At 67.1% G+C, this 21,153-nt stretch carries 20 protein-coding genes and 1 pseudogene; 3 read left to right on the forward strand and 18 right to left on the reverse strand.

The genetic code is table 11. The annotated features are described in order from the left end of the window. The 15 genes and pseudogenes from JWP60_RS05440 to JWP60_RS05510 all read right to left on the reverse strand — a co-directional run. Window positions 1–980, reverse strand: a pseudogene (locus tag JWP60_RS05440) (glutamate synthase subunit alpha); the annotation flags it as partial. A 115-nt stretch (window positions 981–1,095) separates the two neighbouring features. After that, window positions 1,096–1,800 (reverse strand): transposase, encoded by a 705-nt coding sequence (locus tag JWP60_RS05445; RefSeq protein ID WP_299787442.1) that lies wholly within the window; start codon window positions 1,798–1,800, stop codon window positions 1,096–1,098. Window positions 1,801–1,887: 87 nt separating this feature from the next. Beyond that, window positions 1,888–2,733 (reverse strand): SAM-dependent methyltransferase, encoded by an 846-nt coding sequence (locus JWP60_RS05450; protein WP_299787445.1) that lies wholly within the window; start codon window positions 2,731–2,733, stop codon window positions 1,888–1,890. After that, window positions 2,730–3,281, reverse strand: a complete 552-nt coding sequence (locus JWP60_RS05455) for a DUF1415 domain-containing protein (RefSeq protein WP_299787448.1) — start codon at window positions 3,279–3,281, stop codon at window positions 2,730–2,732. The genes JWP60_RS05450 and JWP60_RS05455 overlap by 4 nt, the downstream gene beginning before the upstream one ends. A 5-nt stretch (window positions 3,282–3,286) precedes the next feature. Next, window positions 3,287–3,934: a hypothetical protein gene (locus tag JWP60_RS05460; RefSeq protein WP_299787451.1), complete on the reverse strand. Its 648-nt coding sequence runs from the start codon at window positions 3,932–3,934 to the stop codon at window positions 3,287–3,289. Window positions 3,935–3,949: 15 nt separating this feature from the next. Beyond that, complete coding sequence (locus JWP60_RS05465) at window positions 3,950–5,182, reverse strand: MFS transporter (RefSeq protein WP_299787454.1); 1,233 nt, start codon at window positions 5,180–5,182, stop codon at window positions 3,950–3,952. After that, window positions 5,179–6,321: a deoxyguanosinetriphosphate triphosphohydrolase gene (locus tag JWP60_RS05470; RefSeq protein WP_299787457.1), complete on the reverse strand. Its 1,143-nt coding sequence runs from the start codon at window positions 6,319–6,321 to the stop codon at window positions 5,179–5,181. The genes JWP60_RS05465 and JWP60_RS05470 overlap by 4 nt, the downstream gene beginning before the upstream one ends. Before the next feature lie 12 nt (window positions 6,322–6,333). Then, on the reverse strand, window positions 6,334–7,437 hold the full coding sequence (gene aroB, locus JWP60_RS05475; protein WP_299787460.1) for a 3-dehydroquinate synthase: 1,104 nt from the start codon (window positions 7,435–7,437) through the stop codon (window positions 6,334–6,336). A gap of 9 nt (window positions 7,438–7,446) precedes the next feature. Continuing rightward, window positions 7,447–7,974 (reverse strand): shikimate kinase, encoded by a 528-nt coding sequence (locus tag JWP60_RS05480; RefSeq protein ID WP_299787463.1) that lies wholly within the window; start codon window positions 7,972–7,974, stop codon window positions 7,447–7,449. Window positions 7,975–7,978: 4 nt separating this feature from the next. Continuing rightward, window positions 7,979–9,553: an Ig-like domain-containing protein gene (locus JWP60_RS05485; protein ID WP_299787466.1), complete on the reverse strand. Its 1,575-nt coding sequence runs from the start codon at window positions 9,551–9,553 to the stop codon at window positions 7,979–7,981. Between the two features lie 33 nt (window positions 9,554–9,586). Then, window positions 9,587–11,710, reverse strand: a complete 2,124-nt coding sequence (locus JWP60_RS05490; protein ID WP_299787469.1) for a type IV pilus secretin PilQ — start codon at window positions 11,708–11,710, stop codon at window positions 9,587–9,589. Beyond that, window positions 11,707–12,249 carry a pilus assembly protein PilP gene (locus tag JWP60_RS05495; protein WP_299787472.1) on the reverse strand — a complete coding sequence of 181 codons (543 nt, stop codon included), beginning with the start codon at window positions 12,247–12,249 and terminating at the stop codon, window positions 11,707–11,709. Before JWP60_RS05495 ends, JWP60_RS05490 begins: the two co-directional genes overlap by 4 nt. Further along, window positions 12,246–12,914, reverse strand: coding sequence for a type 4a pilus biogenesis protein PilO (locus JWP60_RS05500; protein WP_299787475.1), 669 nt, complete (start codon window positions 12,912–12,914; stop codon window positions 12,246–12,248). The genes JWP60_RS05495 and JWP60_RS05500 overlap by 4 nt, the downstream gene beginning before the upstream one ends. Window positions 12,915–12,955: 41 nt before the next feature. Then, window positions 12,956–13,666 (reverse strand): PilN domain-containing protein, encoded by a 711-nt coding sequence (locus tag JWP60_RS05505; protein WP_299787478.1) that lies wholly within the window; start codon window positions 13,664–13,666, stop codon window positions 12,956–12,958. After that, the gene (locus JWP60_RS05510) at window positions 13,663–14,742 is read right to left on the reverse strand and encodes a pilus assembly protein PilM (protein ID WP_299787481.1); all 1,080 of its coding nucleotides are present in this window, start codon (window positions 14,740–14,742) and stop codon (window positions 13,663–13,665) included. The genes JWP60_RS05505 and JWP60_RS05510 overlap by 4 nt, the downstream gene beginning before the upstream one ends. Before the next feature lie 271 nt (window positions 14,743–15,013). Here JWP60_RS05510 and JWP60_RS05515 point away from each other — a divergent pair, with 271 nt between their 5' ends. After that, entirely contained in the window at window positions 15,014–17,500 is a 2,487-nt protein-coding gene (locus JWP60_RS05515; RefSeq protein WP_299787483.1) for a penicillin-binding protein 1A, read from the forward strand. Here JWP60_RS05515 and cyaY read toward each other — a convergent pair. After that, window positions 17,490–17,819, reverse strand: a complete 330-nt coding sequence (gene cyaY, locus JWP60_RS05520) for an iron donor protein CyaY (protein WP_299787487.1) — start codon at window positions 17,817–17,819, stop codon at window positions 17,490–17,492. The genes JWP60_RS05515 and cyaY overlap by 11 nt on opposite strands. A 12-nt stretch (window positions 17,820–17,831) precedes the next feature. Between cyaY and JWP60_RS05525 the strand changes: the two genes are divergently transcribed. After that, a complete protein-coding gene (locus JWP60_RS05525; RefSeq protein ID WP_299787490.1) occupies window positions 17,832–18,074 on the forward strand; it encodes a hypothetical protein in 243 nt (80 codons plus the stop codon). Continuing rightward, window positions 18,074–19,348: a diaminopimelate decarboxylase gene (gene lysA, locus JWP60_RS05530; protein WP_299787493.1), complete on the forward strand. Its 1,275-nt coding sequence runs from the start codon at window positions 18,074–18,076 to the stop codon at window positions 19,346–19,348. Before JWP60_RS05525 ends, lysA begins: the two co-directional genes overlap by 1 nt. Before the next feature lie 43 nt (window positions 19,349–19,391). Here lysA and JWP60_RS05535 read toward each other — a convergent pair whose 3' ends face one another. Both JWP60_RS05535 and msrP read right to left on the reverse strand, forming a co-directional pair. Beyond that, window positions 19,392–20,090, reverse strand: a complete 699-nt coding sequence (locus tag JWP60_RS05535; RefSeq protein WP_299787558.1) for a protein-methionine-sulfoxide reductase heme-binding subunit MsrQ — start codon at window positions 20,088–20,090, stop codon at window positions 19,392–19,394. A 31-nt stretch (window positions 20,091–20,121) separates the two neighbouring features. Further along, window positions 20,122–21,120, reverse strand: a complete 999-nt coding sequence (gene msrP, locus JWP60_RS05540) for a protein-methionine-sulfoxide reductase catalytic subunit MsrP (protein ID WP_299787496.1) — start codon at window positions 21,118–21,120, stop codon at window positions 20,122–20,124. Between the last annotated feature and the right edge of the window lie 33 nt (window positions 21,121–21,153).

Consider the following 21,153-nt stretch of genomic DNA (forward strand, 5'->3'; position numbering starts at 1 on the left):
ATCATCATCACCGCCTGGCTCAGCGGGTAACCAGCCATGGTGAGCAGTTCGAGGCAGTTGTCGAATGTTGCGGTATCGGACTGACCCGGGAAACTGATGGGATACAGCTTCTGCAGGTCGGCGCCCAGCACCGGCGAGGACATGACACCTTCGCGTGCCCGCATCCAGTTGTAGTTGCCCTTGACCGTGTTGATTTCGCCGTTGTGGGCGACGTAGCGGTACGGGTGGGCCAGCGGCCACTCCGGGAACGTATTGGTGGAGAAGCGCTGGTGCACCAGGCCCAGGGCGGAGACGCAGCGCGGGTCCTGCAGGTCCTTGTAGTACACGCCGACCTGGTCGGCCAGCAGCAGGCCCTTGTAGACCACCGTGCGGCTGGACACGGAGGGGACGTAGTACTCCTTGCTGTGCTTGAGGTTCAGCTTCTGGACGGCGGCGCTGGCCGTCTTGCGGATCACGTAGAGCTTGCGCTCGAGCGCGTCCTGCACGATCACGTCGGAGCCGCGGCCGATGAAGACCTGCTTGATGATCGGCTCTTTCTTGCGGACCGCGGGCGACATCGGCATCTCGGTGTCGACGGGCACGTCGCGCCAGCCCAGCAGCACCTGGCCTTCGGCGCGGATGGCGCGCTCGAATTCCTGCTCGCAGGCGAGACGCGAAGCGTGCTCCTTGGGCAGGAAGATCATGCCGACGCCGTATTCGCCGGGCGGGGGCAATTCGACGCCCTGCTTGGCCATCTCTTCGCGGTAGAGCGCGTCGGGCATCTGCAGCAGGATGCCGGCGCCGTCACCCATCAGCTTGTCCGCACCGACCGCGCCCCGATGGTCGAGGTTTTCGAGGATCTTGAGCGCCTGGCGAACGATGTTGTGGCTCTTCTCGCCCTTGATATGGGCCACGAAGCCGACGCCGCAGGCGTCGTGCTCATTGGCACCGGAATACAGGCCTTTTTCTTGCAGGTAAGCGATTTCGGCAGCCGACGTCATGGCGCACACCTCGAATTTCGGGGGAAAACCCGAGGATAGTGCAGCGATGCCCCCCTGCCAAGCAGAATAATTGGGGTCAGATTCGAATTAAGAAGCCTGAATTGACGGGTTCGGTCTAATCGGGGACAGGTTCAATGCCCCTGCGCGGCCGGCCCGCCTGAGCGCGTGTGACACGTCGCTCGGTGCGCCGCTGCAGGTCAGCCACGTAGTCGGCATCCCCTAGAGCCCAGCCGCGAAAGGCGGAGTCGGTCAGGGCCTTTCTCTGGCCCTCGCTGATGCCCAGGCGCACCAGCGACGCATATGCCGCATCGCGAGCGAACGGCGTGTTGCCCAGTTCCCAATACAACGGATGCGGCGTGATCAGCTTGTCGGGCTGGCCGCCCAGGTAGTGCTGGTAGCTCGACCATGAGTAATCCGCAGGGTCGTGCACCATTCCAGCCCGCACCGGATTCAGGTCCTGGTAGACCATGCAGGCCAGCAGGTAGCGCTCCGCCTGAATCAAGGTCGACTTGTAGCGGCCCTCCCACAGCGTGCCGGTACGCCCATGCCGCAGGTTGTAGGTACGTACATAGCGACGGCCGACGGCCTGCATCATCTGCGGGATGCCCTCGTCCGTCTCCGGCGTTGCCAGCAGGTGGAAGTGATTGCTCATCAGCACATAAGCGTGGATCGCCACGTGCTGTTTGCGTGCGTGCTCGTCGATCAACGACAGCAGCAGTTCATAGTCGGCGCGATCGCTGAAGACCGCCTGTCGATTGTTGCCGCGCTGGATCAGGTGATGGGGGTAGCCGGGGACCGTGAGACGGGGAAGGCGCGCCATGCGCCATCTTAATTGGAATCTGACCCCAATATTGGAGGATAACGAGCCGCGCGGCGCTCGCTGCGCGTAGCGCCGGCAGGCTCGGACTCAGGTCTGAAGTTGGGGGAACCGGGTCTGCTCCAGTGCTGCGATGCCGAACTCGGCGAGGATGGCGCGCAGGCGGTCGGCGGCGGCGCGTTTGCACTGGCCGGTGCGGCGGGCCAGGATCAGCTCGTTCTTCATCGAGTGTTCCCAGCCGACCAGCTCGGTCACGGTGACCTGGTAACCCATGGCCTCGAGGTAGAGACAGCGCAGCACGTTGGTGACCTGGCTGCCGATCTCGCGGGTGTGCAGGGGATGGCGCCAGAGCTCGGACAAGGGCGTGCGCGAGAGCGACAGCGCCTTGCCTTCGCGCAGCACGCCGGCCACCTCGGCCTGGCAACAGGGCACCAGCACCATGAAGCGCGCCTGCTTGCGCAGCCCGAAGGCGATCGCGTCGTCGGTGGCCGTGTCGCAGGCGTGCAGGGCCGTCACCACGTCGATGTGCTCGGGCAGCTGCGCCGCGTCGGCAGCCTCGGCGGCGCTGAGATGCAGGAAGGACATGCGCGCGAAGCTCAGGCGCTGGGCCAGCTCGCGCGACTTCTCCACCAGATCGGCCCGGGTCTCGATGCCGTAGATGTGCCCCAGCCCACGCGGCTGGAAGAACAGGTCGTACAGGATGAAGCCCAGGTACGACTTGCCTGCGCCATGGTCGGCCAGCGTCGGATGGCCGCCCTCGGCCGGGATCTCCAGCAGCAGCTTCTCGATGAACTGCACCAGGTGGTGCACCTGCTTGAGCTTGCGGCGCGAGTCCTGGTTGATGCGCCCTTCGCGCGTGAGGATGTGCAGCTCCTGCAGCAACTCGAGCGATTGCCCGGGCTCCAGCCCGAGCTCGTCGCGGATGTCCTTCTTCATGACGTCGCTCCGACGTCCAGCGCGTCCCAGCCCTCGGGCCCGAGCTCGCGCAGCGTCTGCATGTTCGTTTCGTAGATCGCCGCCGCATCCGGGAAGGCCGCGACGGCGCGGTCCATGCTCTGCTCGCGCAGCAGGTGCAGCGTGGGATAAGGCGCGCGATTCGTGCAGTTGGTGATGTCGTCTTCCTCGGTCCCGGCAAACACGAAGCGCGGATGGAAGTGCGCCACCTGAACCACGCCTTCGAGGCCGCGCTTGCGCACCATGCGCTCGGCTCGCGCAGCCAGCTCATTGAAGCTGTAGAAGTCCGCCATGCCTTGCGGCACCACCAGCAGGGTCGTGTCGCGCACGCGGGCCTCCAAGGCAAGCAGTGCGTCGAGCTCGCGCGCGAACCCGGCGAGGATGCCCTGCGCATCATCCGCCTCACTGACCGCGATGTGCACCTGCTGCTTCGCCAGCACCGCCTTGGCGAAAGGACACAGGTTCAGCCCCACCACCGCGCGCTCCAGCCAGCGCCGCGTATCGGCCACGGCCGTTTCGGAATGGACCATTTGCGTCAGAGGAACAGGTTGGGCTCCAGCACGCGTTTGGCGAGTTCGTCGAGCAGGTCGTGGCCGATGCGCTCGACCGGGATGGTGACCTGCGCGACCTCGAGCGCCTCGGTGTTCAGCAGGCGGAAGTGGATCTGCCCCTGGTCGTGATGCGGCGTGGCCGTCACCGAACCGCGGGTGTCGGTGAAGTACTCGTAGCGCACCTCCTGCAGCACGTTGTTGCGCGCCGCGTCGCGCACCTCTTGCCGCTCGTGCCGCACCATGCCCAGCGCGAGGCGGTCTTCCACCTTGCGCATGTCGGTGGGGAAGTTCACGCTCACCGCGCCGGTGACGGCTTCGCCCACCTGCGGGACGATGCGCCAGCCCATCGCGATGTAGTCGACCACCTCGCGGTCGCGCAGCATCTTGCGCCTGGCATCGACGCGAAAGTCCGCCAGCTTCATCGCCGGCCACGGCGTCTTGCCGTCGACCGTGAGCGCCGGCCCGGGCGGCTGGATCACCGAGAGGCTGCGCGCCAGATCCTGCAGGTAGTGCAGCAGCAGCCCGCAGGCTTCCTCGGTCTGGGCAGTGACTGCTCCCAGGTGCTGGTCCCGGGCGCTCTGCTGCTGCTCCAGCGCCTTGGCCTGGGACTTCAGCTGGTTGAGAAAACTCATGGTGCGGGCTGGATTTTACGGGCTGCCCCGGGCCGCCGCGGGAGCGCGCCGACCCGGCCCGGCCAGGAAGCGGGCCATTGCCGTGGCGACGCCCATGCCCGCAAGCGCGAACGCGCCCGTGACCCAGCAGGTGGCCTGCCAGCCCCCCGCGCGTGCTGCCACCCAGCCGGCCAGCGGCGGCCCGGCGAACTGGCCGAGCGCGGAGCACTGCTGCATCCAGCCGACCGTGGTCGACACGGTGCTTTCATCCGGCGCCACCCGCACGGCCAGCGAAAAGAGCGTGCCCGGCACCAGCCCGCCGACCGCCGAGAACAGCAGCACGCCCGCGTAGCGGGTGATGGCCACTGCCGCACCGCCATCACCCCAGCCGGCAAACGCGACGATCGCGCCCACGATCATGGCCGCATAGCCGCACTGCAGCAGCGCGGTCGGGCGCCAGCCGCGCTGCAACAGCCGGCCGGAGGCGATGTTGCCGACCAGGTTGATCGCCGCAGCCAAGGCCGTGGCGAACGCGGCGGAAGCCAACGGGAAGCCGGCTTGCGCATAGATGGTGGGCAGGAAACCGATCACCGCCAGCCACTGCGCCGAATACACCGCAAAGGCCAGCGAGGCCAGCCAGGGACCGCGCGAGCGCAGGGTCCGCACGATGCGGCTGCGAACGCCGGGGCCGCCCCTGGCAACGCTGTTGCGACGATCCCCTTGCGCGGGCACCGAGAGCCACAGCACGACCGCCATAGCAAGCGACAGCAAGCCCAGCAGCCACCACCAGCCTGGCCAGCCGATCCAGGCGATGAACGCCGGACCGAACAGCAGCGCCGCCCCGGTGCCCAAGGGCATGTACGCGCCCCACAGCCCCAGGGTGCGGCTGAGCCTTTCGGGAGCGACCAGGCGGCGGATCAATCCCGGCCCGGGCAGCGTCGTCAGCAGGAAGCCCATGCCTTCGGCAGCGCGCAATGCCAGCAGGCCGCCCGGCGTGCTGGCGAAGCCTCCGAGCAGGCTGGCCACGCACAGGATCGCCAGCCCCATGACCATCGTGCGCCGCGGCCCGATCGAATCGGCGGCCGCCCCGATCGCCACACCCAGCAGCATGCCGGCCACTTGCACGGCCGACAGCAGGAAGCCGGCCTGCACCAGGCTCACGTGCAGCGTCTCGCGCAGCACCGGCAGAGCCGGCGGCAGCTTGCCCACGTGCAGGGCGGCGCTGATGCCGGCCAGCAGCACCACCAGCGCGGGGTCGGGTCTCCTCACGGGATCGTGGCCGTCAGCAGCCGCCGCCCGGTCAGGCGCTCGTGCTCGCGCAAGGCGTAGCGGTCGGTCATGCCGGCGATGTAGTCGGCGACGGCGCGTGCCGTATCCGCACGCGCGGCAAATCCGGCCTGCATCTCGGCTGGCCGCGCCAGGTAGGCGGCAAACAGCTCGCGCACCACCTCCTGCGCCTGTCCCGTGGTTTCCATCACGCGCGAATGGCGATAGAGGTTGGCAAACAGGAAGCGCTTGAGCGCGGCCGAGTCGGCGCGTGCGGCCTCGGTGAAAGCCACCAGCGGCGGCAGCGCCCGGGCGCCATCGGCGTCGGCCGGCCGAAGTTCGTCCAGCCGTTCGCGCGTGGCCGCGATCACGTCGTAGACCAGCGCGCTCAGCATGCGGCGGATCGCTTCATAGAGCAGCCGGCGCCCCTGCAGGTGCGGATGCTCGCTGCGCGCCTCGCTGCAGTAGCGCCCGAACAGCGGCACCTGCGCCACCTGCTCCAGCGTGATGAGCCCCGAGCGCACGCCGTCGTCGATGTCGTGCGCGTTGTAGGCGATCTCGTCGGCCAGGTTGCAAAGCTGCGCCTCCAGAGAGGGTTGCGTGCGCTCGAGAAAACGGCGCCCTACCCCGCCCGGGTCCTGCGCCTCGAGCTTCAGTGCATTCGCCTGCGAACAGTGCTTGAGGATGCCCTCGCGCGTCTCGAAGCACAGGTTCAGGCCATCGAAGACGGGATAGCGCTCTTCCAGCTTGTCGACCACGCGCAGGCTTTGCAGGTTGTGCTCGAAGCCGCCGTGCTCGCGCATGCATTCGTTCAGCGCGTCCTGCCCCGCATGGCCGAAGGGGGTGTGACCCAGGTCATGGGCCAGCGCGATCGCCTCGACCAGGTCTTCGTTCAATTGCAGCGGGCGCGCGATGGAACGCGCGAGCTGCGCCACCTCGATCGAATGCGTCAGGCGCGTGCGGAACAGGTCGCCCTCGTGATTGAGGAAGACCTGCGTCTTGTAGACCAGCCGGCGAAACGCGGTGGAGTGCACGATCCGGTCGCGATCGCGCTGGAACTCGGTGCGCGTGGGCGCCGGCGTCTCTGGGTGCTGCCGTCCGTGGGTGCGCGCAGCATCGCAGGCAAAGACAGCGAGCGTCATCGGCCGCGGCGCTCAGCGCGTGCAGTCGGCCAGCACCTGCCGCACGATCTCGTCGCTCGCGCCGCGCACCGCAGCCTGGCCCGGTCGCTCGATCACGACGAAGCGGATCTGCCCGGCCTCCGCCTTCTTGTCGACGCGCATCAGTTCGAGATAGCGATCGGCGCCGAGGTCGGGCCCCACGATCGGCAGCCCGGCGCGTGCGATCAGCGTGGTGACTCGCTGCACGAACGCTTCGTCGACCAGCCCCAGCCGGCGTGACAACTGCAGGCCCATCACCATGCCGCAGCCCACCGCTTCGCCGTGCAGCCATTCGCCATAACCCAGGCCGGCCTCGATCGCATGCCCGAAGGTGTGGCCGAAGTTCAGGATCGCGCGCAGGCCAGCCTCGCGCTCGTCCTGCCCCACCACTTCGGCCTTGATCTCGCAACTGCGGCGCACCGCATGGGCCAGCGCCTGCGGGTTGCGCTGCAGCAGCGGCGCGATGTTGGCCTCGATCCACTCGAAGAAGGCCAAGTCGAAGATCGGCCCGTACTTGATCACTTCGGCCAGGCCCGCGCTCAACTCGCGGGCCGGCAAGGTGGCCAGCGTCTCGAGGTCGCAGACCACGCGCTCGGGCTGGTAGAACGCGCCGATCATGTTCTTGCCCAGGGGATGGTTGATCGCCGTCTTGCCACCCACCGAGGAGTCCACTTGCGCCAGCAGCGTGGTGGGCACCTGCACGAAGGGCACGCCGCGCATGTAGCTCGCGGCCGCGAAGCCGGTCATGTCGCCGACCACGCCGCCGCCGAGCGCAAAGAGCACGGTCTTGCGGTCGCAGCCGTGGGACAGCAGCGCGTCGAAGATCAGGTTGAGCGTGCTCCAGTCCTTGTGCACCTCGCCATCGGGCAGCACGACCTCGAACACGGAGCGATAGTGCCCGGCCAGCGCGGCACGCAGCCGCTGCGCATACAGCGGCGCGACCGTGGTGTTGGAGACGATGAGGGCGGCTGCCGCGGGCGGCAGGCCGGCCCACGAGGCAGGGTCGGCGAGCACGCCGGCACCGATGCGAATGTCGTAGCTGCGCTCGCCCAGTGCGATGCGCACCTGCTGCGGAGCCGGGGAAGTCGGGGCTGCCATGCCCCGAGTTTAAGCGGCGGGGGGCAGCACTCCGGCGAGCTCCAGTTGCATCACGATCATGTTGACCAGCGTCGCCACCGACGGCCGGCCGGTCTCGATCGCGAAGTGCGCCGTCTCGCGGTACAGGGGATCGCGCTCTGCGAACAGGGCACGCAGCTTGGCGAGCGGATCGGCGACCTGCAACAGCGGTCGCTGGGTGTCGTGCCGCAGGCGCCGGAACAGATCCTCCGGCGTGGAGCGCAGGTAGACCACCTTGCCGCCCTCGCGCAGGCAGGTGCGGTTGGCCTCACGCAGCACCGCGCCGCCGCCGGTGGCGATCACGGCGTCCCTGCCCTGGGCCAGATCCGACAACACCTGCTGCTCGCGGTCGCGGAAAGCCTCTTCCCCGGCCTGCGCGAAGTACTCGCGGATGCTGCAGCCCAGCCGCTCCTCGATCACGTGGTCGGAATCAAAAAAAGGCAGCCGAAGCCGCCTTGCGAGTTGCCGCCCGACAGTGGATTTACCACTGCCGGGCATGCCGACCAGAGAGAGGATCACCTCGTCAGATCGGATACTGGATGACCAGCGGCACGGTGCTGGAGATCCCGCCGGGCGAGGTGAACTTCAGCTCGAACGAGGTGGTCGCCTGACCGGTACCGGCGGCGTTGCACAGGGGCGCCGAGTTGGTCGCATCGAGGGTCACGCGGAAGGAGGTCGGCGTGAAGTTGGGATCGAGCACGTCCTGCACAGGCGTACCGCCGTCGACGCTGGCAGTGACCCCTTTGCCCGGCGCCTGGGCAGCGATGGTGGATCCGGCTGCCAGCGCACGGTTGTTGGCGTCGGCCGCAAACAGCGTGAACGTGTCCTTGCAGGTGCCGCTCAGCGTGAGCGTCGTCGCGACGAAGCCCTGCGCGGACAAGGCGCGCGCGCCGGCGGATGCACTCATGTTGATCCGGACGCTGGCGGCCAGCGGCGTGCTTTGCCCCGGCAGTTGCACGGTGCCGGTGACAGTCGCGACTCCGTTGCCGCGCGGATTCTGCACGCGGAAGTCCACCGAGCAGGTTCCGTTCACGGACGCGCAGGCGCCTTGGCTCGACGAGCCCACCGCGCCGAAGTCTGTGGTGAAACTGGCGGTGGTTCCGTCCGGGACCAGGTTGCCGTTCGCGTCGCGCATGAACGCCGACACCTTGGTGGTCGTTCCAGTGACGCCGCCGTCGATGTTGTGCTTTTCTGCAACGACTTCCAAGCCACCCGCCACCGTCAGACCGTTGCTGACCGACAAGGTGCTGGAAGGTACCGTGGCGCTACCGTTGGCGGCAGCGGTCGCCGTCACCACCACCGATGTGGGCGTGGTTCCGGACGTGACGGTGGTTACCACCACGCCTTCCGCATCGCTGGTGGATTGCGGAATGTTCAACGTCACATTGCCGTTGCTGACGCTGAAGTTGACGATCGCGCCCTGGACGGGCGAGTTGTTGGGGTCAGTCACCTTGAAGCGCAGGGTCGAGGTCTCGGAGCGACCGCTGCCACCCGCGCCCTTGATGACGATGGACGTCGGACTTGCGTCCAGGAACAGCATGGACGCCGGCACGGCCACTGCCGTGGCAGAACCGGACAGCTGGACGCCCTTCTTGGCGGTCACCGTCGTGGTGCCTACGAGTACCTGCGCAACGATGCTCTCGGCACCCGCCTTGGTCGCGTCGCTGGCCTTGAAATCGATCCTGGCCTGGCCGTTGGCGTCCGTCAGCGCAGTGCCGGAGGCAGGCGCCAGCGTAAGCAGGCTGGCGTCAGCCTGAGAGAAAACGACAACGACGCCGCTCACCGGAGCGCCGGTCGGCCCCGTCACGGTAGCGACCGCGTGTCCCTGCTCGGTAGCCCCGAACTGTGCGGTGGCGACGTTGCCTGAATTCAGGAGAGACAGCGAGATCTGCCCGTCTGTGGACGCTTGAGTGCCGCCGGCGGTCGACGTGCTCACGCCGGTGGCCGAGCTGCTGCCGGTGCCGGTGGAGGTCGTCGTGGTGGTGCCTCCGGCCGTGGTGGAGCTGCCCGTCGTCCCGGCGCTGCCGCCGCCGCCGCCGCATGCCGCCAGTGCGGCGCTCAGGATGAGGGCAGTCAGGCCCGTCACACATCGGTTCATTCGAAACTTCCTTCTTGGGTACTGCTAATGACTTTAACGGCCGGAAGAAGGCTGGCGGTCCGCCACCATCTTCGGCGTGATGAACACCAGCATTTCCTGCTTGCTGGCATTGCGCTGTTTGTTCTTGAACAGGTTGCCGGCCACCGGGATGTCGCCCAGCAGCGGCACCTTGGTGATGGTTTCCTGGTCGCTCAATTCGAAGATGCCGCCGATCACGACGGTGCCGCCGTTCTCGACCAGCACCTGGGTCTTGATGTGCTTGGTGTCGATCGCGATACCCGCTGCCGTGGTCTCGCCGCGGCTGTCCTTGTTGATGTCCAGATCAAGGATGATGTTGCCCTCGGGGGTGATCTGCGGCGTCACTTCCAGCTTCAGCGTCGCGCGGCGGAAGGCCACCGAGGTGGCCCCCGAGGACGTCGCCTGCTGGTACGGGAACTCCGTACCCTGCTCGATCAGCGCCTTGGTCTTGTCGGCCGTCACGATGCGCGGGCTGGAGACCAGCTTGCCCTTGCCGTCGGCTTCGAGCGCGGACAGTTCGAGGTTCAGGAAGCGGTTCGCCGCGGAGCTGAAGATCGAGAGCGCGAAGGTCGACGGGTTGAAGCCGCCCACGCCCACCGCCGGCAGGTTCACGAAGTTGGTATTGACGGTGTTGAGCGCGCTGGTGCTGGTTTCGCCGGTGGTGCTCGACACCGCGTCGTAGCTGCCGCCGAAGGCGACGCGGTTGCCGCCGCCCACCGAGTAGCCGGCGTCGCCACCCTTGATGCCTCGCAAGTCGCTGCCGCCCAGGCGCACGCCCAGCGACTTGCCGAAGGTGTCCGAGGCTTCGACGATGCGCGCCTCGATCAGCACCTGGCGCACCGCGATGTCGACGCGCGAGATGAGGGCCTGCACCTGCTCCAGCCTGGACGGCACGTCGGTGACGAACATCTGGTTGGTGCGCGGTTCGGCGATCGCGCTGCCGCGGGCGCTGAGGATGCGCGAGGAGCCGGTGCCGGTCAGTTGCACGGCGACGTCGGCCGCGCGGGTGTAATTGAGCTGGAAGGCCTGCGTGCGCAGCGGCTCCAGGCTCTGGAGCGCGGCGTTGGACTCGAGCTCCAGCTTCTCCTTGGCCGCGATTTCATCCTTCGGCGCGATCCACAGCACGTTGCCGCTTCGGCGCATGCCCAGGCCCTTGGCCTGCAGGATGATGTCCAGGGCCTGGTCCCACGGCACGTCTTTCAGGCGCAGGGTCACGGCACCGGTCACGGAGTCGGAGGTCACGATGTTGAAGTTGGTGAAGTCGGCGATCACCTGCAACAGGGAGCGCACTTCGATGTTCTGGAAGTTCAGCGACAGCTTCTCGCCACTGTAGCCCGGACCCTGGGTCAGCTTGGTCGGGTCCTGCTTCTGCTGGCGGACTTCCACCACGAACTGGTTGTCGGATTGATACGCGCTGTGCTCCCACACCCCACGCGGCTCGATGACCATCCGCACGCGGTCGCCCTGCTGGAAGGTGGTGACGGTCTGGATCGGGGTGCCGAAGTCGGTCACGTCCATCTTGCGGCGCAGGCCTTCGGGCAGCGTCGACTTGAGGAATTCGACCACCAGGGTCTGCCCTTGCTGGCGGATGTCCACGCCGACCTGGTTGCTCGCCAGGTCCACCACCACGCGACCGGAGCCGTCGGGCCCGCGGCGGAAGTCCAGGTCCTTCAGGGGCTGGGTGTCGCGGTTGCGGCTCTCGGCGAACGCCGCCGCGCCCGGCGCCGGTGCGGCCTGGGCCACGCCGTCGAGGATCACGAACAGGCTCTTGCCATCGATCTGCGTGCGATAGTTGGTCGGCACCTTCAGGTTCAGCACCAGGCGCGCGCGGTCGGCGGCCTGCACCACGTTGACCGAGCGGACGTTGCCCATGTTCACGTCGACGGCGCTGCGGCCCATCGCGTTGCTCCCGCCCGGCACGTCCAGCGCTATGCGCGCCGGGGACTGGATCGTGAAGCCGGTCGGCACCGACGTCAGCGGCTCGCTGAAATCGATGCGCACGACTTCCGTGCCGCCCTGGACCGAGCCGGTCACGTTCTCGACCGCCGGGGCAGCCTGCACCGCGGTCGACCACAGGCCCACCCCCACCGCTGCCGCGGTGACCAGTGCTCGCCAACTCCACTTGCTCGTTTTCATCATTTGGACTTCTCCTGCAGTTGCAGCGTCGCGACTCTCTCAACCCACTCGCCCGCGGCGTCCTGGACGAGCTCGCGCAGCACCACTTCGTTTTCCCCGACCTTGGTGATCCGGCCGTAGTTCTGGCCCAGGTAGTTCCCCGGCCGCGCCTGGTAGATCAGGTTGTCGACCTTGATCAGCGCCACCGGCTGGCCTTGCTTGTTCAGGCTGCCCACCATCGCCATCGCATCGAGCGGATAGGACTCCAGCGGCTCCTTGCGCCGATTCAGCTCGGGTGCCAGCAGCGCGGCGCTCGCGGTGCCCGCCTGTTGCGAGTCCTTCTTGAGTGCAAGCGTCAGCTTCTGGCTGCTGAAGGGTTCGACCGAGGCTTCCTGGCTATAGGACTCGGGCGTGAATTTCTTCGGCTCCGGAATCGGTGTTACGTGCGGCTTGGTGGCGGCACCCTGTTCGGCCATCCACTTCGTGATTTCCTCGTTGTCCGACGAACCGCAGGCGGCGAGCGCCGCGGTGGTCATCAGGGCGAGCAGCAATCGATGCTTCATTTCTTGGGCCCACCCTTGGTGGCCTTGCGCTGTGCGTCCACTTCGTCGCGGTCGAGGTAGCGGAAGGTCTTGGCCGTGGCGTCCATACTCAGATTGCCGTCCCTCGCCTGGTTGATCTCGAGGTTGTTGAGCGTCACGATGCGCGACAGGTGCGCGATGTCGGCCGCGAAGGCGCCGATGTCGTGGTACCGCCCGGCGACCTTCAGCGAGATCGGCAACTCGGCGTAGTACTCCTTGACGCTCACCTGGCCCGGGCGGAACAGGTCGAAGGTCAGGCTGCGGCCGAGGCCGGCCTGGTTGATGTCGGACAGCAGGGCGTCCATTTCCGCCTTGCTCGGAAGCTGCTTCTCGAGCTGGGTCACGTACTCCTTGACCTGTTCGCGCTGCTTGAGCAAGGCGTCGAGGTTGACCGCCTGGGTCAGCTTCTTCGAGTAGTCGACGCGCAGGGTTTCCTCTTCGTGCTGCCTGGCTGCGAGTTCATCGGCCGAATTCGTGAGCCACACGAACCACAGGGCGGCGACGATGGCGGCGGTGACCGCCGCGCACAGCGCCAACTTGGGAACGAGGGGCCAGGAGGCCGGGTCGTTGGGATTGAGGCCGCGGAACTGCGCTGCGATCTGTTCCTTCAGATCGCCAAGGTCCAGCCTGGATGCGGAGGTCGCCATATTTCAATCCGTGGTTGCGGGATGCTGGGAAGAGCGCGGCATCACTTGGTGGCCGAAGCAGCGCCCATGGCGGCGATGGCGGAGCCCACCGGGGCGGGGCCGACTGCGACCGTGGACGTCAGGGGCGGCTTGCTGCCCGAGGTGGGCGCAGCCGATGCAGCCGAAGCCGCGGAGGCGGCCTTTTGCGCCTCGCTGGCACGCACCAGCTTCACGTTCATGCGGAAGTTGGCGACCCGGCGCTGGTCCTTCGGGGTGAGCGCCACGTTGCCGGCGACGATCTCCACCAGTTCCGGACGCGACAGCCACTGGCTGCTGCCGCCCAGGTTGCGCAGCAGTTCGGAGACGCGCTCGTTCGACTGCGCGACACCGTTGATGGCGACGGTGTCGTTCGTCTGCTTCATGCTGGTGACGTACACGCCATCCGGCAGCAGCCGCGACAGTTCGTTGAGCAGGTGCACCGGCATGTTGCGATCGGCCTGCAGGTCTTCCACCGCCTGCTGGCGTGCGCGCAGCGCGGCGATCTCCTCCTGCAGGGACGCGATGTCCTTGATCTTCGAGTCGAGCTTCTTGATCTCGGAAGTCAGCATCCGGTTGCGGTCTTCCTGGTTGCTGATGCGGGCCCCGTACCAGAGCCAGATGCCGCCAGCGATCACGGCACCCGTCACGGCGGCGGCGCCCAGCCCCGCATAGAACATTTCGCGCCGCAGCTTGCGGGCCGCTTCCCGGTGCGGCAGCAGGTTGATCAGGATCACTGCAGGAATCTCCGCATGGCCAGTCCGCAGGACGTGAGGTACGAGGGCGCTTCGCGCCGCACCTTCTTCTCGCGGATGTTGTCGCCGAACTGCATGCCGGCAAAGGGATCGGCCAGCTCGCAGGGAAAGGATGTCTGGGCGGTGATCGCCTCGCCCAGCCCGGGCAGCGCCGCGGAACCACCGGCCACCATGATGTGGTCGACGCGGTTGTGCGGCGTGCTGGTGAAGAAGAACTGCAGCGCGCGCGCGACTTCCTGCGCCATGCTGTCGACGAAAGGCCGCAGCACGCCGCCCTCGTAGTCCTCCGGCAGTTCGCCGCTGCGCTTCTTGCTCTCGGCCTCTTCCGGCGAGAAGCCGTACTGGCGCACGATCAGCTGCGTGAGCTGGGCGCCGCCGAAGGCCTGGTCGCGGTCGTAGAGGACCTCGTCGTTGCGGATCACCTGCATGCTGGTGGTGGAGGCGCCCACTTCGAACAGCGCCACCATCTGGTCCTTGCCGTCGCGCGGCAGGTTGCCGATCAAGCGGCCGGCAGCCAGGCGCGAGGCATACGACTCGACGTCGATGATCACCGGCCGGAGGCCGGCGGCTTCGGCCAGGCCCTGGCGGTCCTGCACCTTTTCCTTGCGCGAGGCGGCGATCAGCACCTCGACGTCGCCGGCCGAGGTGGTGCTCGGGCCGACCACGCAGAAGTCCAGGCTCACCTCGTCCAGCGAGAAGGGGATGTACTGGTTGGCCTCGGTCTCCACCTGGATCTCCAGTTCCTGGTCGGACATGCCGCCCGGCAGGATGATCTTCTTGGTAATGACCGCGGACGCCGGCAGCGCCATGGCGACGTTGCGCGTGCGGGTGCCGCTCTTCTTGACCACGCGGCGCATGGCCTCGGCCACTTCGTCGAACTTCTCGACGTTGCCGTCGTTGATCCAGCCGCGCTCGAGGGGCTCGATGGCGCACCGCTCGAGCACGAAGCTGCCATCCTTGCCGCGGCCCAATTCCACCAACTTGACGCTCGAAGAGCTGATATCCAGGCCCAGCAGAGGTGCTGCCTGGCGGCCAAACAATGAGCCGAATGCGATCAAACCCGTCTCCTGAGACGCCTCGTTTCAAGGCGTAACGAACTTAAGATTCCACTTCAATGCTAGCAGTAACATCCTTGTCGGACAAAGGAAAATCCGGATTCGGGGTACCTGGTCCGTTGTCAAAAGCCGACGGGTATAACTGCCATACTGCTGTGGCTTGAGGCTCGCGTCCAATACGGACCGATACCCGGTGTGGAACCGGCGCCCGACGGGCCGGCTCAGACACAGGCATTTGTTCAATGGGCGCCCCGTGGGGCCCCGATGGAGTTCTATGGCTTCCGATTCTTCTTCCGACGACGCCGCGGGCGAGGCCCCGGGCCGTCCGCGTCCTGCCTGGCAACGCTTCATCCTCAAGTTCTTCGGCTGGGTCTTCGGCCTCGCGTTTGCCGGCCTCTTCGCGGTGCTCACGATCGCCGGCGTGGCGCTGGCCGTCGCTTATCCCAACCTGCCGGACATCAGCGACCTGTCCGATTACCGGCCCAAGCTGCCGATGCGCATCTTCACTGCCGATGGCGTCCTGATGGGCGAATTCGGGGAAGAGCGGCGCAACCTCACGCCGATCAACGAGATCCCCGCGGTCATGAAGAACGCGGTGCTGGCGATCGAGGACGCGCGCTTCTATTCGCACAGCGGTGTCGACTACAAGGGCATGATGCGCGCCGGCATCGCCAACCTGGGCCGCGCCAAGAGCCAGGGCGCCTCCACCATCACCATGCAGGTGGCGCGCAACGTCTATCTCTCCACCGAGAAGACCTTCACCCGCAAGCTCTATGAGGTGCTGCTCACCTTCAAGCTGGAACACCAGCTGGCCAAGGACCAGATCCTCGAGATCTACATGAACCAGATCTTCCTGGGCAACCGCGCCTATGGCTTCGCGGCCGCCTGCGAGACCTATTTCGGCAAGCCCCTGAAGGACATCACGATCGCCGAGGCCGCGATGCTGGCCGGCCTGCCGAAGGCGCCTTCGGCCTTCAACCCGGTGACCAATCCCTCGCGTGCCCGTGCCCGGCAGCTGTACATCATCGAACGGATGGAGGAGAACGGCTTCATCACGGCAGCGCAGGCCGAGGAAGCCAAGAAGCAGGAACTGCACGTTCGCACCGGCGCGCAGACCACCGCGATCCGCGCCGAATACATCGCCGAGACCGTGCGCCAGCTGGTGTTCGCGCAATACGGCGACGCCGCCTACACGCGCGGCCTGAACGTCTACACCACCATCAAGGCCGACCAGCAGGAGGCCGCGTACCGCGCCCTGCGCAAGGGCATCATGGATTACGAGAAGCGCCAGATCTACCGCGGTCCCGAGCGCTTCGTCGACCTGCCGAACGACCCGAAGGAACTCGATGATGCGGTCGACGACGCGCTGGCCGAGCACCCCGACAACGGCGACGTGATGGCCGCCGTGGTGCTGGAGGTGGGGCCCAAGAAGATTGTGGCCGTGCGCGGCACCGGCGAGCGCTTCGACATCGTCGGCGACGGCCTCAACGCGGCGCGCTCGGGCCTGTCCGACAAGGCCACGCCGAAGATCAAGATCCGCCGCGGCGCGGTCATCCGGGTGATGAAGACGCCCAAGGACACCTGGGAGATCACGCAGCTGCCCGAGGTGGAAGGCGCCTTCGTCGGGGTCGATCCGCGCGACGGTTCGGTGCACGCCATGGTCGGCGGCTTCGACTTCAACAAGAACAAGTTCAACCACGTGACGCAGGCCTGGCGCCAGCCTGGCTCCGGCTTCAAGCCCTTCATCTATTCCGCGGCGCTGGAGAAGGGCTTCTCGCCCAGCACGATCATCAATGACGGGCCCCTGTTCTTCGGCGGCGACGTCACCGGCGGCCCGCCCTGGGAGCCGAAGAACTACGACGGCAAGTTCGAAGGGCCGATGCCGCTGCATACCGCACTGGCAAAGTCCAAGAACATGGTGTCGATCCGCATCCTGCAGGCCGTGGGCACGCAGAACGCGCAGGACTGGATTTCCCGCTTCGGCTTCGACCCGGAAAAGCATCCGCCCTACCTCACCATGGCGCTGGGCGCCGGCTCGGTCACGCCGATGCAGATGGCGCTGGGTTATTCGGTGTTCGCCAATGGCGGCTACCGCATCAACCCGTGGCTGATCACCCGGATCACCGACCAGAAGGGCAAGGCCCTGGTGGAAAGCCAGCCGCCGCTGCTGAACGAATCCATGCGCGCGATCGACGCCCGCAACGCTTTCGTGATGAACCGCCTGCTGCAGGAAGTCGCCCGCGTCGGCACGGCCGCGCGCGCCCAGCGCGAGCTGAAGCGCCCGGATCTCTACGGCAAGACCGGCACCACCAACGACTCCATCGACACCTGGATGAACGGCTTCCAGCCGACGCTGGTGGCGATCGTCTGGATGGGCTACGACACGCCGCGCTCGCTGGGCGACCGCGAGACCGGTGGCGGCCTGTCGCTGCCGGTGTGGGTCGACTTCATGCAGACGGCGCTCAAGGGCGTACCGATCATGGAGCCGGCCGCGCCGGAAGGCCTGGTGAACGTCAACGGCGAGTGGTACTACGAGGAGTACGCGCGCGGCAACGGCGTCGCCAGCCTCGGCCTGTCGGGGGATACGGGCAGCAGCGATGCGCCCCGCTCGCCGCCGCCGCGGATCTCCGGCTCCTCGGGCGAGCAGGCACCGGGCAATCCGAACGACCGCAGCATGCTCAACGCCAACGGCATGCCGCCGCCGGTCCCGGCAGCACCCACCGACGAGCGCCGCAGCATCCTCGACCTGTTCAGGAACTGAACTTCACCGGCCGGCCGGCTTGCTCGCTCGCGTAGCGGTCCAGGTCGGCGAAGAACTCGCTGGCGCTCCTGCTGTCGCGCCAGCCTGCACCGTCCCACTTGTAGTGGAAGCCGCCCGCCCGGGCGGCCAGCCACACTTCGTGCAGGGGCTTCTGCAGGTTGACGATGATCTGGCTGCGATCTTCGAAGGTCAGGGTCACCATGCCGCCGACCCGCTGGTTGTCGATATCGGCATCGCTGCTTTCGTTGATGCGGTCGCAACTTGCCTCGACACTTGCCAGCAGGGCTTCGGCGCGATCGAGGTACTCGAGATCGGTCATTACAATTTCCAGATGTTCGGTGTTCTTCAAATTCTAGTCAGCACCCCGGCCCGCCGCTGGTTGCTCGCCGTGGCCGCGTCGGCCGTGCTGCTTTGCGCCTGCGCGCAGAAGGGCCCGCTGTTCCTGCCAAGCGGGGCGGCCGCACAGGGACGCGCCACGTTGCCGGACACGCTCTCGCCGTCGACCGCGGTCGTCCCGGCAACGAGCGCGTCGGCGGTCCCGCCCACGGGCACAGCCTCGCCGGTGCGCGATTGATGAGCGCGCAACTACCGGGCGCGCCGCACGTCCAGTATCGCAGCGAGGAACTGTTCGTCGAGGAAGTGCGCCTCGCCGACCTGGCGCGCGAGCACGGCACGCCGCTGTTCGTCTATTCGCGCGCGGCCATGCTGTCGGCGCTGGCCGCGTACCAGCGCGGCTTCGCCGGTCGCAAGGCGAAGATCTGCTATGCGATGAAGGCGAACTCCTCGCTGGCCGTGCTGCAGGTGTTCGCGCGGGCCGGTTGCGGCTTCGACGTCGTGTCCGGCGGCGAACTCGAACGCGTGCTGGCCGCGGGCGCCAGGGCCGGCGACATCATCTTCTCCGGCGTGGGCAAGACCCGGCGCGAGATGCGCTGGGCGCTCAAGGCCGGCATCCACTGCTTCAACGTGGAGAGCGAGCAGGAGCTCGAGGTGCTGAGCGAAGTGGCCACCGAAACCGGCATCGAGGCGCCGGTGAGCCTGCGGGTCAATCCCGACGTGAATCCGCTCACGCACCCCTACATCTCCACTGGCCTGAAGGGCAGCAAGTTCGGCATCGCCCACAAGGAGGCGCTGCGCGTGTACCGGCGGGCGGCCTCGCTGCCGGGCCTGCGCGTGCTGGGCATCGACTGCCACATCGGCTCACAGATCACGCAGGTCTCGCCCTACCTCGACGCGATGGACCGCGTGCTGGATCTCGTGACGGCCATCGAGGCCGCCGGCATCCCCATCGCGCACATCGACTTCGGCGGCGGCCTGGGCATCGTCTATCACGTGGAACAGCCGCCGCCGGCCGATGTACTGTGGCAGCGCCTGCTGGCCCGGCTCGACGCGCGTGGCTTCGGCGATCGGCAGTTGCTGATCGAGCCGGGCCGCTCGCTGGTGGGCAACGCCGGCGTCTGCGTGACGGAGATCCTGTACCTGAAGCCGGGCGAGGGAAAGAACTTCTGCATCGTCGATGCGGCGATGAACGACCTGCCCCGGCCCGCGATGTACGAGGCCTTCCACCAGATCGTTCCGCTGCAGCCGCGCGGCGGCAAGCCGGCCAGCTACGACGTCGTGGGGCCGGTGTGCGAGAGCGGGGACTGGCTGGGGCGGGACCGCAAGTTGACGGCGCAACGTGGCGACCTGCTCGCGGTGCTGTCGGCCGGTGCGTATTGCATGAGCATGGCCAGCAACTACAACACCAGGGGTCGGCCGACCGAGGTGCTGGTGGACGGATCGACCGCGCATGTCATTCGCGAGCGCGAGGACATCGCGGACCAGATGCGCAAGGAGAAGTTGTTGCCGTGAGCCGGCGCACGGTGGGGTGCCTGCGGCATCCCACCCTACCGGGTTACGGCCGGGCGATGTTGGTAGGGTGGGATCGCGCAGCGACCCCACCACCGCGGCGCTTGCGCACCGCCTCCTTCACCCTCCACCCAAGCAGCACGGCAAGGATCGCGGCGTACACGGAGACCTCCGCGAAGTTGTGCTTGCCCGCGCGCATCCAGAAGAAATGCAGGATGCCCAGCCCCGCGATCAGGTACACCAGCCGGTGCAGTGCCTGCCAGCGCTTCACGCCCATGGCCTTCACCGCGCGATTGAACGAGGTGGCCGCCAGCGGCGTGAGCAGCACGAAGGCCGCGAAGCCCACCAGGATGAACGGCCGCTTGGCGATGTCCTTGGCGATGGCCGCGAAATCGAAGCCCTCGTCGAACCAGCTGTACGCCAGCAGGTGCAGCACCACGTAGAAGTAGGTGAAGAGACCCAGCATGCGGCGAAAGCGCAGCAAGGCCGGCAGCCCGAAGATCACGCGCACGGGCGTCACGGCGAGCGTGAGGCACAGGAAGCGCAGCGTCCAGTCGCCCAGCGAGCGCTCCAGGTATTCGGCGGGATTGGCACCCAGCTTGTTGGCCACCGCGCCGTAGAACAGCCAGGCCAGCGGCAGCAGCGAAACCGCAAACAACAGCGGCTTGGCGGCCGGATGCAGCAGCGCGCGTGTGAGCCTCGCCTTGCCGCCCGCGCGGGGCGGGGCGGGAAGCGGCCGGGTCATCTTGTCGCTGGCTTCTCCCACGCCGAGCGCCTCAGAAGTTCTTCTTCAGGTCCATGCCCGCATAAAGCTGGCCGACCTGCGGCTCGTAGCCGTTGAACATCAGCGTCTTGCGCTTCTTGGCGAACAGGCCGTCCTCGCCGATGCGGCGCTCGGTAGCTTGCGACCACCGCGGGTGATCGACGTTCGGGTTCACGTTGGAGTAGAAGCCGTATTCATTCGCGGCCGCCTTGTTCCAGGCGGTGTGCGGCATCTGCTCCACGAAGCGGATCTTGACGATGCTCTTGGCGCTCTTGTAGCCGTACTTCCAGGGCACGACCACGCGCACCGGCGCGCCGTTCTGGTTGGGGAGCACCTCGCCATACATGCCGAAACCCAGCAGCGTCAGCGGATGCATGGCCTCGTCGATGCGCAGCCCCTCGGTGTACGGCCAGTCGAGCACGCGCGAGTTCACCCCGGGCATGGTCTTGGGATCGGCCAGCGTCACGAACTCGACGAATTTGGCATTGCCCTGCGGCTCCACCTTCTCGATCAGTTTCGACAGCGAGTAGCCAACCCAGGGAACCACCATGGACCAGCCCTCGACGCAGCGCAGGCGATAGATGCGCTCTTCCTGTGGCGCGAGCTTCTGCAGGTCGTCGATGGCGTACTTGCCCGGCTTCTTCACCAGGCCTTCGACCTCTACCGTCCACGGGCGGGTCTTGAGCGTGTGCGCGCTCTCGGCCGGGTCGGCCTTGTCGGTGCCGAACTCGTAGTAGTTGTTGTAGGTCGAGGCGTCCTTGTACTCGGTGACCTTCTCCATGGTCACCGCACCCGGTACCGCGGAGCGCACGCTGCTGATCGGCGTGAGCTTGCCGGGACGCTGGACCTGCTGCGCGAAGGCCTCACGCTGCGCCCACGTGGCGAGCGCCGCACCGGCAGCGCCGGTGGCCATCCACTTGAGCAGCTGACGCCTGTCCTCGTGGACGGCCCGCGGCGTGATCTCGCTGGCGAGCGGCTGCTCGAATCCGTGGCGGCCGGTCCTGATCAACATTTGGTCTCCTTCGATGTCCCCATCGCCGGCCGA

It is taken from the genome of Ramlibacter sp. (genome assembly GCF_028291745.1).
GTDB lineage: Bacteria > Pseudomonadota > Gammaproteobacteria > Burkholderiales > Burkholderiaceae_C > Ramlibacter.

Excerpts from the sequence above, each read along its gene's own strand:
- JWP60_RS05445 (WP_299787442.1), bottom strand. The coding sequence starts at position 1,800 with ATGGCGCGCCTTCCCCGTCTCACGGTCCCCGGCTACCCCCATCACCTG.
- JWP60_RS05485 (WP_299787466.1), bottom strand. The coding sequence starts at position 9,553 with ATGAACCGATGTGTGACGGGCCTGACTGCCCTCATCCTGAGCGCCGCA.
- JWP60_RS05495 (WP_299787472.1), bottom strand. The coding sequence starts at position 12,249 with ATGAAGCATCGATTGCTGCTCGCCCTGATGACCACCGCGGCGCTCGCC.
- JWP60_RS05535 (WP_299787558.1), bottom strand. The coding sequence starts at position 20,090 with ATGACCCGGCCGCTTCCCGCCCCGCCCCGCGCGGGCGGCAAGGCGAGG.
- aroB (WP_299787460.1), bottom strand. The coding sequence starts at position 7,437 with ATGGCAGCCCCGACTTCCCCGGCTCCGCAGCAGGTGCGCATCGCACTG.
- JWP60_RS05455 (WP_299787448.1), bottom strand. The coding sequence starts at position 3,281 with ATGGTCCATTCCGAAACGGCCGTGGCCGATACGCGGCGCTGGCTGGAG.
- JWP60_RS05450 (WP_299787445.1), bottom strand. The coding sequence starts at position 2,733 with ATGAAGAAGGACATCCGCGACGAGCTCGGGCTGGAGCCCGGGCAATCG.
- JWP60_RS05490 (WP_299787469.1), bottom strand. The coding sequence starts at position 11,710 with ATGATGAAAACGAGCAAGTGGAGTTGGCGAGCACTGGTCACCGCGGCA.
- msrP (WP_299787496.1), bottom strand. The coding sequence starts at position 21,120 with ATGTTGATCAGGACCGGCCGCCACGGATTCGAGCAGCCGCTCGCCAGC.
- cyaY (WP_299787487.1), bottom strand. The coding sequence starts at position 17,819 with ATGACCGATCTCGAGTACCTCGATCGCGCCGAAGCCCTGCTGGCAAGT.
- JWP60_RS05470 (WP_299787457.1), bottom strand. The coding sequence starts at position 6,321 with ATGACGCTCGCTGTCTTTGCCTGCGATGCTGCGCGCACCCACGGACGG.
- JWP60_RS05500 (WP_299787475.1), bottom strand. The coding sequence starts at position 12,914 with ATGGCGACCTCCGCATCCAGGCTGGACCTTGGCGATCTGAAGGAACAG.
- lysA (WP_299787493.1), top strand. The coding sequence starts at position 18,074 with ATGAGCGCGCAACTACCGGGCGCGCCGCACGTCCAGTATCGCAGCGAG.
- JWP60_RS05515 (WP_299787483.1), top strand. The coding sequence starts at position 15,014 with ATGGCTTCCGATTCTTCTTCCGACGACGCCGCGGGCGAGGCCCCGGGC.
- JWP60_RS05525 (WP_299787490.1), top strand. The coding sequence starts at position 17,832 with ATGTTCGGTGTTCTTCAAATTCTAGTCAGCACCCCGGCCCGCCGCTGG.
- JWP60_RS05460 (WP_299787451.1), bottom strand. The coding sequence starts at position 3,934 with ATGAGTTTTCTCAACCAGCTGAAGTCCCAGGCCAAGGCGCTGGAGCAG.